This window comes from Kitasatospora sp. NPDC091257, from assembly GCF_044757675.1.
GTDB classification, from domain to species: Bacteria; Actinomycetota; Actinomycetes; order Streptomycetales; family Streptomycetaceae; genus Kitasatospora; species Kitasatospora lactacystinica.
Genome location: NZ_JBIVVI010000249.1, coordinates 1 through 8,808 on the forward strand (window position 1 = coordinate 1; position 8,808 = coordinate 8,808).

Below are 8,808 nucleotides of genomic sequence, written 5' to 3' on the forward strand. Positions count from 1 at the left end.
GCATCGAGCACGACGGCCAGCTGATCGAGGACGTGGTGACCATCGCCGTCGGCGAGCTGCCCGACCTGCTCCCCGTCCCCGGCGACACTCCTCCCTGCCCGGGGCGGTGCCCGTGCCCGGGCCCGTGCCCGGGATCGTCAAACCGCTGCCCGCCGAGTGGTTCGTGCCGCGCGGCACCAACGCCGAGACGCGCTGGGACGCCTTCCGCGACGCCGACGGCCGTGCCGTCGTCCATCGGCACGTGCCGGTGGAGCGGTTCTTCGTCCGCAACCACACCAGCACCCCGCTGATCGACCCCGGCACCTGGCGCCTCAGGCTCTTCGGCAGCGGTCTGCGCGGTGCCCCGACGGCCGGGCGCCCGGTCGAGTTCGGCCTGGACGACCTGCGGGAGCTGTCGGCCACCCGGATCAGCGCGCTGATCGAGTGTGCCGGCAACGCCCGCAGCTACTACCCCGGCCAGCAGAACCAGCCCGTCCCGGGTACGCCGTGGACCCTCGGCGGCGTCGGCTCGGCGAGCTGGCGTGGCGTCCGGCTGGCCGAGGTGCTGCGGGCCGCGGGGCTGACCGGGGCGGCGGTGGACGTGCTGCCCACCGGCCTGGACCCGGACTTCGTCGCCGGCGGCACCAACTACGGACCGGTGCGCCGCCCGCTGCCGATCGCCAAGGCGCTGGACGACGTGCTGCTCGCGTACGAGATGAACGGCGAGCCGCTGACCCCGGACCACGGCGCCCCGGCCCGCCTGGTGGTGCCCGGCTGGGTGGGCATCGCCTCGATCAAGTGGGTGGGCAGCGTGGAGGTCGCCGACCACCGGCTGTACTCGCCGTGGAACACCGACTTCTACCGGATGTTCGGCCCGGAGTACCCGCCGGGCGGCGGCGACCCGCTCACCGAGCAGGTGGTCAAGAGCGCCTTCGAGCTGGCCGCCGGTGCGCGGCTGGTCGCGGGGCGCGAGCACCGGCTGCACGGGCGCTCGTGGTCCGGGGCGGCGGCGGTGCGCCGGGTCGAGGTGAGTGCCGACGGTGGCCGGACCTGGCGGCGCGCCGAACTGCGCGACGAGCCGCGGGCCGACGGCTGGACGCGCTGGAGCGTCGACTGGCGCCCCGAGCGGCCCGGTCCGTACGAGCTGCGCGCCCGCGCGACGGACCGCCGGGGCAACACCCAGCCCGAGCGGGCGGTGTTCAACCGGGAGGGCTACCTGTTCGGTGCGGTGGTGGCCCACCCGGTGACGGTGGTCTGAGCCGCGGCAGTGGTCCGAGCCCAAGCGGTGGTCCGCGCCGCGCCGGTGGTCCGCGCCCGTCGGCCGGTGGGCCGACGGGCGCGGACCCCCGGCGGGCGCTCAGCCGGTGGACTGGACCTCGTACGGGGCCGGGTACCGCGTCTCGTACGGGGTCAGCACCAGCCGCACCACGTCCTCCAGGCGCCGCCGGGCGTCCCCGAGGGTGGTGCGGCCGGTCACCCAGGCGGTCAGCTCGCCCTGCCAGGCGTGGGCGACGATGTGCCGCACCAGGTCGCTCGCGGCGGCCGGCACCTCGGTCGTCACGGCTTGCAGGGCGGTGCTGTCGGCCCGGGCCATGCCTTGCAGGGCCTCGCTGGCGAACGGATCGGTGGAGGCGGCCACGGCCACCCTCAGCCGGGCGAGTTCGGGCTGCCGCTGGTAGGCCCGCATCCCGCCCCGGACGAACCGGACCGCCCGGTCGGTGGCCCCCGGCCCGGCTCTCGGCCCGCGCAGCTCGGCCACCAGGTCGGCCAGCAGGAGGCGATGCCACTCGGCGATCGCCGCCGCCAGGAGGTGGTCCTTGGAGGAGAAGTAGCGGTACGCCGTCCCCAGGGCGACTCCGGACCGCTCGCAGACCTGCTTCATCTGCATCCGCTCGACGCCGATCTCGTTCACCAGGGCGAGCGCGGCCGCGATCAGGCTTTCGCGGCGTTCGAGCTGACGCGGAGACATCGCCTCCACCGGCCGTGGTGACAGGTCAACCTTGGTCACCCGCACCATGATACGGGCCGGGGCCGCTCAGGAGTATGACGCCGTCCGGCCGCCTTCCGTTCGTCCTGGGGTCACCGGGGTACCGGGAGTGCCGGGTGTCACGAGGGGTCGCGGATCAGCGCCTCCTGGACGGCGGAGGCGACCAGTCGGCCGTCCAGGTCGTAGAACTCGCCGAGCGCCAGACCCCGGCCGTCCGAGGAGGACGGGCTGCGCTGGGCGAACAGCAGCCACTCGTCGGCCCGGAACGGGCGGTGGAACCACATCGCGTGGTCCAGCGAGGCCATCAGCAGCCGGGGCGGTTCGGTGCGCTGGAAGAAGTTCGGCTGCATGTTCAGCCCGGCGGTGGAGGCCAGGGTGAGGTCGGACAGGTAGGTCAGCGCGCCGGCGTGCAGCAGCGGGTCCCCGTCCGGCAGCGGCGAGGCGGTGCGCATCCAGACGAACTGCTGCAGCAGTCCGGGGACGGCCGCCGGCAGCCCCGGGGTGTCCGCCGGGACGAAGCGCACGTCGAGGTCGCGGAAGCCGCCGTCCGCGGCGAGCGCCCGGCGGACCTGCTCGGGCAGCCCGGCGACGGAGTTCGGCAGCGACTCCGGGTGGGGCAGCGTCGGGACCTCGCGCTGGCGGTCGGCGGCCGGCTCGGGGTGCTTGAAGGAGACCGAGAGGGTGAAGACCTCGTGCTCCTGCTGGAGCGCCGTCACCCGGCGGGTGGTGTAGGACGTGCCCTCGCGGACCCGCTCGACCAGGTAGTCGATCGGCCGGGCGGGGGAGCCCGGCCGCAGGAAGTAGCCGTGCAGCGAGTGCACCGGGCGCCGGTCCGCGCAGGTGCGGCCGGCGGCGACGAGCGCCTGCGCGGCGACGTGGCCGCCGAAGGCGCGCATCGGGGCGCCGGCGTGGCAGCGACCCCGGAACGTGTTCTCGTTCAGCTGCTCGATCTCCAGCAGCCCGGCGAACGAGGTGGCCGGGCTGGGCTCCTGTTCGGCCGGGATGCGCTGTTCAGTCAGGTCTGTCACGGGCCAATAGTGGCAGAAGCCAACCGTGTGGCGATGTGACCCGGGTAACGTCCGGGTGCTCGGAAATCGAATAGAACACGTTTCATTTCAGCCAGTGGCCCACAGATCTGTCAGTGCCCTCACCTAGCGTGCCCGGCATGACGCAATCCGCACACGCGTACGCCTATCTGCGCCCGTCGGCCGTCCTGGACGGCGCCGACGGACGCAGCCTCGACCTGGCCACCTCCGGCGGCGCCACCCCGCTCGGATCCGCCGCCAACCCGCGCTTCTTCGCGGGCTTCCTGGCCGATCCGGCGCCGGCCGCCGCCGCGCTGCTCGCGGTCGCGGACGTCGCCGCCGCGCGCTACTACCAGCCGCAGCTGCGCGCCTCGCTCGACCCGGTGGTCACCGCCAACGGGGACCGGCTGCGCTTCGAGTCCTTCTCGGGCTGCTGCGGCGTCTACGCCCGGCTCGACGTGCTCCGGGCCGGGCTCGACGGGGACGAGATCGGCCACGGCACCACCAACGTGGACGTCAACAACCCGCTGCGGGAGGCGCTGACCAGGATCGGCCCCGCCGACCCGCTGCACCTCGCGGTCGGGCCGGACGCGCTGGAGGTCACCAGCTTCGACGGGCCGCTGGTCGAGAAGAAGGTCCCGCTGCCGGAGCGCTGGCTGCGCGGCTTCGCCGAGACCCAGGTCGTCGCCGCCGGCTTCGAGCCGCGCGCCGAGCTGCCCGCCGCCGAGGCGGTCCGGTTCCTGCGCTCGCTGCCGCGCGCCGGGCGCGGCGGGCGGGCCGGCGCCGGCTGGGTCGTCCCGGCCGGGACGACGCTGCGGCCGACCACCCGGCCGGTGCCCGGCGCGGTCTGCCTGCCCGGGCCCGAGCGGCTGGTGGCGCTCCAGCGGGTGCTGCGGCACGCGCTCGCCCTGCGGGTGTACGGGCCGGTCGCGGCCGGGGAGCCGACCGCCTCCGTCTGGGAGGCGGTGCTGCCCGGCATGCGGCTGACCCTGACGCTCTCGCCCGACGCCTCCCGGGGCTTCTCCGGCGAGGGCGGGGTGCTCGACTCGCTCGCCACCGGGACGGCCGAGCGGGACGCCGAACTGATCGCGGTGCTGCTCGCCTGGGAGCCCCGGATCGAGGTCGGGGACCTCGCCGCCCAGTCCGGGCTGAGCCCCGAGCGGGTCCGCGCCGCGCTCACCCGGCTGGGCACCGCCGGGCAGATCGGCTACGACACCGCCGAGGCCGCCTACTTCCACCGGCAGCTCCCGTACGCCGCCGGGCGGGCCGAGGCGGCCAACCCCCGGCTGCGGGCCGCCCGGGCCCTGGTCGAGGCGGGCGCGGTCCGGCTGGAGGAGGGCGGGGCGACGGCCGTCGTCACGGTGGACGACCACATCCAGCGGGTGCGGACGGACGCGTCGGGGCGGCTCAGCTGCACCTGCCTGTGGTGGGGCAAGTACCGGGGCGGACGCGGGCCGTGCAAGCACGCGCTGGCGGTCGGGATGGTGCGGGAGTCGGCCGCGGGGGCGAAGGGGGCCGGAGCGTGAGCACGACGGCGGGTGCCGGCCGGCAGGGGCCGGTCGACGAACTGCTGACGGCCGTCCGGTCCGGACGGCTCGCGCGGATACCGGAGCTGCTGGCCGCCCTGGACCCGGCCCAGCGGCGGTCCGGCCTGGCCGCCCTCAAGGAGCTGCGCAAGGAGTTGCGGCAGGACTGGTCGCGGGAGGCGGCCGAGGCCAGGGGGCGACTGCTGGTGGCCGGGGCCGGCTGCCACGCCGGCCCGGCCGGCGCCGCCGTCTGGCTGGCCGGCAGCGACTTCGCCGACCGCCCGTGGGCCCGCAACTCCGTGCTGCACCAGGCCGTCGAGGCGCAGCCGGTGGAGTGGCAGGTCGAGGTGGTCACCCGGCTCGCCGCCCGGCCGGCGCGCAACCAGGGCTGGTCGATGTACCCGGTGATGGAGGCCGTGGTCCGGCGCACCGGCTGCGAGGTGCCGCGCGGCGAGACCTTCGTCCGGGGCTGGATGGACCGCGTGAACGACTTCGGCAGCGGCGGCGCGCGCCCGACGCTGGCCGAGAAGCTGCGCCAGGACGCCTTCACCCCGGTGCTGCTGCCCGAGCTGCTCGAACTCGCTGACATCAGCTGGCCGCTGACGTTCCGGCACAGCCCGCGCCCCGGCGACATCTGGACCGAGGCGATCGGCGAACTGGCCGCGGCCGGCGTGGTCGACCGGACCGAACTGCTCGACCGCTGCCTGGCCCGGCTGCTGCGCGGCGGCAAACCGGGCGACCAGCGGGCCTTCCTGGAGGTGCTGCGGGCGCTCGACCCGACGCCGGCCGAGTACGCGGCCCGGGTGCGCGACCTGGTGGCGCTGCTGGACGGCCAGTCGGTACTCGCCGGGCACGCCCAGGAGGTGCTCGCCGGGCTGGACGAGGCCGGCCTGATCGAGCCCGAGGTACTCCCCGAGGCCTCGGCGGTGGTGCTGTTCCGGACCGAGAAGAAGCTGGTCCGCGCCCAGCTGGCCTGGCTGGACAAGGCGGCCCGGCGCGCGCCCGACCGCTCCGGCCCGGTGGTGCTGGCCGCGGCCGAGGCCTTCGGGCACCCCGACACGGCCCTCCAGGAACGGGCGCTGAACGTGGTGGCCCGGCACCTGAAGGCGGCGGGGGAGGCGGTGGTGGCGGAGCTGCGGACCGCCGCCGAGGTCCTGAACCCGGCCCACCACCGGCGCGCGGGCGACCTGCTCGGCGCGCCGGTCGGGGGTGACGAGGACGGCCCGGACGCCGGGTGGAACGCCTTCCTCCCGCCGGCCCCCGAACCGCGCCCGCTCGGCGCCCCGATCGGCTCGGCGGTGGAACTCGCGGAGGAGCTGTCCGCCCTGCTCGCCTCGGGCGAGCCCGCCGTGGCGGACTTCGAGCGGGTGCTGGACGGGCTGGTCCGGCTCACCCACCTGGACCGGAAGGCGCTGGCCGAGGCGGTGGAGCCGGTCCGCCGGGTGCACCCGTGGCGCGGCACCAACAGTGGGGGTGACTGCATGCCCCGGGAGATCCTCTACGTGGTGGCCGCGGTGGCCGGAGAGACGCCGCCGTGGAAGGTCTGGGACTACCTCGGCCGCAAGGGCCGCTCCGTGCTGCGCGGAGCCCACACCACCGTGCACGGGGCCGTCCTCGCCGCCCGCTTGGAGGAGGCCGCCTGGCAGGTTGACCGGGCCCGGCTGCCGTACCTGCTCGCGACGCCGACCGACGCCACCGGCGCGATGGACGCGGCCGTGCTGGTCGAGCGGATCGCCGGGTACGAGGCGGCGGGCGTCACGCCGGGAAAGGCCGACCTGTCCCAGGCCCTGCTGCGGGTCGACGTGCGGGTGGAGGAGGCGGTGCTGAAGGCCGCCGAGGCGCTCACCTCCCCGGCCGGGCGGTGGCTGGCGCACTGGCTGCGCACCGGCGGCCTGCCCGGGCAGCCGTCCGAGCGGGTGCTGTTCGCGCCCGGCAAGGGGGTGCGGCGCACCAACGCGTACGGGGACCGCTGGTGGGAGGACGTCGAGCGGATCGCCGTCGCCCAGCCGGGCATCGGCGCCGGACCGAAGGGGCCGGGTGGCGAGCGGCTCACGGCCGAGCCGCTCGCCCTGCTGGACGGCACCGAGCCCAGCGTCGCCCGGGCCCGCAAGGTGTACGGCTGGACCTGGCGGCCCGTCGCGCACTGGTTCGCGATGCTCCCCTGGCACCGGGAGGAGCTGGCCGCGCGCTGGCTCGACCCCTTCGCCGAGGGCGCCGACCGGGACGAGCGCGGCGCCGCCCGCTACCTCCCGCTGCTCGCCGAGGCCGGCGGCCCGGCCGGGCTCGCGCTGCACCTCGCGCTGGCGTACGGCCTGGGCGCCCGGCACGCCGAGGACCGGACGGCGGCGGTGGACGCCCTGCTGGTGCTCGCCGCGCGCGGCGACCTGGACGGCGCGCTGCTCGGCCGTGAGCTGGGTGCCCTGGTGGCCTGCGGCACGGTGATGGCCGGCCGGCTCGGGGCGGCGCTCACCACGGCAGCGGAGACCGGCGCCCGGGCGACGGTCTGGTCGGTGCTCGCGGCGGCCCTGCCGGGCCTGCTGGGGGAGGCCGACCCGTCGACGCGCGGGCTGGGTGACCTGATCGCGCTGGCCACCGACTGCGCCCGGCGCACCGGGGCCCGCGGGCCGGTCGCCGAGGTGACGGCGACGGCCGAGCGCGGGGGATCGGGCCGGGTGGTCAAGGAGGCCCGGGCGCTGCGGGACGTGCTCGCGGGCTGAGGGGGTGGATGCCGGCCGGCGGTGGACGGGTGTCGGCTGCTGGCGGACAGATGTCGGCTGACAACTTTCAGCGAACAGATTTTGAAATCTGTTCGCTGAAAGTTGTCGTCTGTTCGCGCGCCTCGGCCGCCCCCGTGGCCGCCTCCTCCTGCTGCCGTTCGCCGGCCAGGGGCGGGATGCCGCGCGGTGCGGCGACGGCGCGCCACCACAGGCGCAGGGCGGGCGGGGCGGCGGGCTCGAAGGGCTTGCCGGGACGGGGCACGGCGAGCCGGGCGCCGAGCGCCTGGGCCGCGGTGACCACCCGCTCGGCCGGCTCGTCCCAGGGGTGCAGCGCGAGGTTGAAGGTGCACCAGTGGATCGGCAGCAGCAGTTCGCCGCCCACGTCCAGGTGCGCCCGCACGCCCTCCTCGGGGGTCATGTGCACCTCGGGCCAGAACTCGCTGTACGCGCCGACCTGCATCATCGTCGCGTCGAACGGGCCGAGCCGGCGGCCGATCTCGGCGAAGCCGGGGAAGTAGCCGGTGTCCCCGCTGTGGAAGATCCGCCGCCCGCCACCGGCGACCACCCAGGACGCCCACAGGAACAGCGTGCTGGTACGCGGTCCCCGGCTGCAGTAGTGCCGGGCCGGCGTGGCGGTCAGCGTCAGCCCGGCGACCTCGGCCGACTCCCACCAGTCCAGTTCGACGATCCGTGCGGCCGGTACGCCCCAGTGCTCCAGGTGCGCCCCGACCCCGAGCGGGACGGCGAACACCGCGCCCGTCCCGATCAGCGCCCGGACGGTGCCCATGTCGAGGTGGTCGTAGTGGTCGTGGGAGACCACCACCACGTCCACCGGCCCGAGTTCGGACAGCGGCAGCGGCACCGGGTGCAGCCGCTTGGGGCCGGTCCAGGAGAAGGGGGAGCAGCGCTCGCCCCAGACCGGGTCGAGCAGGACCCGCCGTCCGCCGATCTCGGCCAGGACCGTGGCGTGCCCCAGCCAGGTCAGCCGCAGCCCGGACTCCGGCGGCGCGGCGAGGTCGCCCGGGAGCAGCCGGTGCACCGGCACGGCGGCGGTCGGCGCGCGGCGGGTCTTGTCCCCGGCCAGCTGGGCGCGGGTGATCTCCAGCGGGCTGCGCTCGTACACCAGGCGGCGGGTGGGCACCGGGTTGCGGAAGGCGCCGTCGGCGAACTGCGGGGACCGGCGGATGCGGGCCAGCCGCTCGCCCCGGGGCTCGGCGCCGAAGGCGTCGGTCCGGATCCGGTGCCAGGCGGCCCGGGGCAGTCCGGCCAGCCCGGGTACGGCGCGCTCGGCGGCGGGGTCGGCGGACGGCGGGGCGAACAGTGCGGACAGACCGGCGAGGCGGGAGAACCACGGGGCGGGGCGGGGCACGGCTCCTCCAGGGACGGTCACGGCTACCGGGCGGGCCGGGGCGCGCAGCGCAGTGGCGGGTGGGGCTGCTGCGATACGACAACCATCTCGTCGGAGATTACTCGCCATGGGCCGTCCGGACCTGGTGGAGAGCCCGGCGCGGTCCAATCGGCGTACCCGGGAGGGCGGCGCGGGCCGGTGCCCGGGCGCCGCCCCGCGCTCGCCC

The 8,808-nt window shown here is 76.2% G+C and carries 6 protein-coding genes; 3 read left to right on the plus strand and 3 right to left on the minus strand.

Going from position 1 to position 8,808, the window contains the following annotated elements; translation table 11 throughout:
* Positions 1–1,237, plus strand: a 1,237-nt coding sequence (locus ACIQOV_RS14400; protein WP_401048520.1) for a sulfite oxidase, incomplete at its 5' end; no start/stop codon positions are given.
* 99 nt (positions 1,238–1,336) lie between these two features.
* Here ACIQOV_RS14400 and ACIQOV_RS14405 read toward each other — a convergent pair.
* A complete protein-coding gene (locus ACIQOV_RS14405) occupies positions 1,337–1,987 on the minus strand; it encodes a TetR/AcrR family transcriptional regulator (protein WP_359913286.1) in 651 nt (216 codons plus the stop codon).
* A 98-nt stretch (positions 1,988–2,085) separates the two neighbouring features.
* The gene (locus ACIQOV_RS14410) at positions 2,086–2,994 is read right to left on the minus strand and encodes an acyl-CoA thioesterase (RefSeq protein ID WP_401048522.1); all 909 of its coding nucleotides are present in this window, start codon (positions 2,992–2,994) and stop codon (positions 2,086–2,088) included.
* Positions 2,995–3,131: 137 nt separating this feature from the next.
* Between ACIQOV_RS14410 and ACIQOV_RS14415 the strand changes: the two genes are divergently transcribed.
* Both ACIQOV_RS14415 and ACIQOV_RS14420 read left to right on the plus strand, forming a co-directional pair.
* Entirely contained in the window at positions 3,132–4,517 is a 1,386-nt protein-coding gene (locus ACIQOV_RS14415) for an SWIM zinc finger family protein (protein ID WP_401048524.1), read from the plus strand.
* Positions 4,514–7,234: a DUF6493 family protein gene (locus ACIQOV_RS14420; protein WP_401048525.1), complete on the plus strand. Its 2,721-nt coding sequence runs from the start codon at positions 4,514–4,516 to the stop codon at positions 7,232–7,234. The genes ACIQOV_RS14415 and ACIQOV_RS14420 overlap by 4 nt, the downstream gene beginning before the upstream one ends.
* Before the next feature lie 67 nt (positions 7,235–7,301).
* Here the strand turns inward: ACIQOV_RS14420 and ACIQOV_RS14425 are convergent, their stop codons facing one another.
* Positions 7,302–8,504, minus strand: coding sequence for an MBL fold metallo-hydrolase (locus ACIQOV_RS14425; RefSeq protein ID WP_401048526.1), 1,203 nt, complete (start codon positions 8,502–8,504; stop codon positions 7,302–7,304).
* Positions 8,505–8,808: the final 304 nt, after the last annotated feature.

Bases quoted from the DNA above. Each gene is read 5' to 3' on its own strand.
- ACIQOV_RS14415 (WP_401048524.1), top strand. From the start codon at position 3,132: ATGACGCAATCCGCACACGCGTACGCCTATCTGCGCCCGTCGGCCGTC.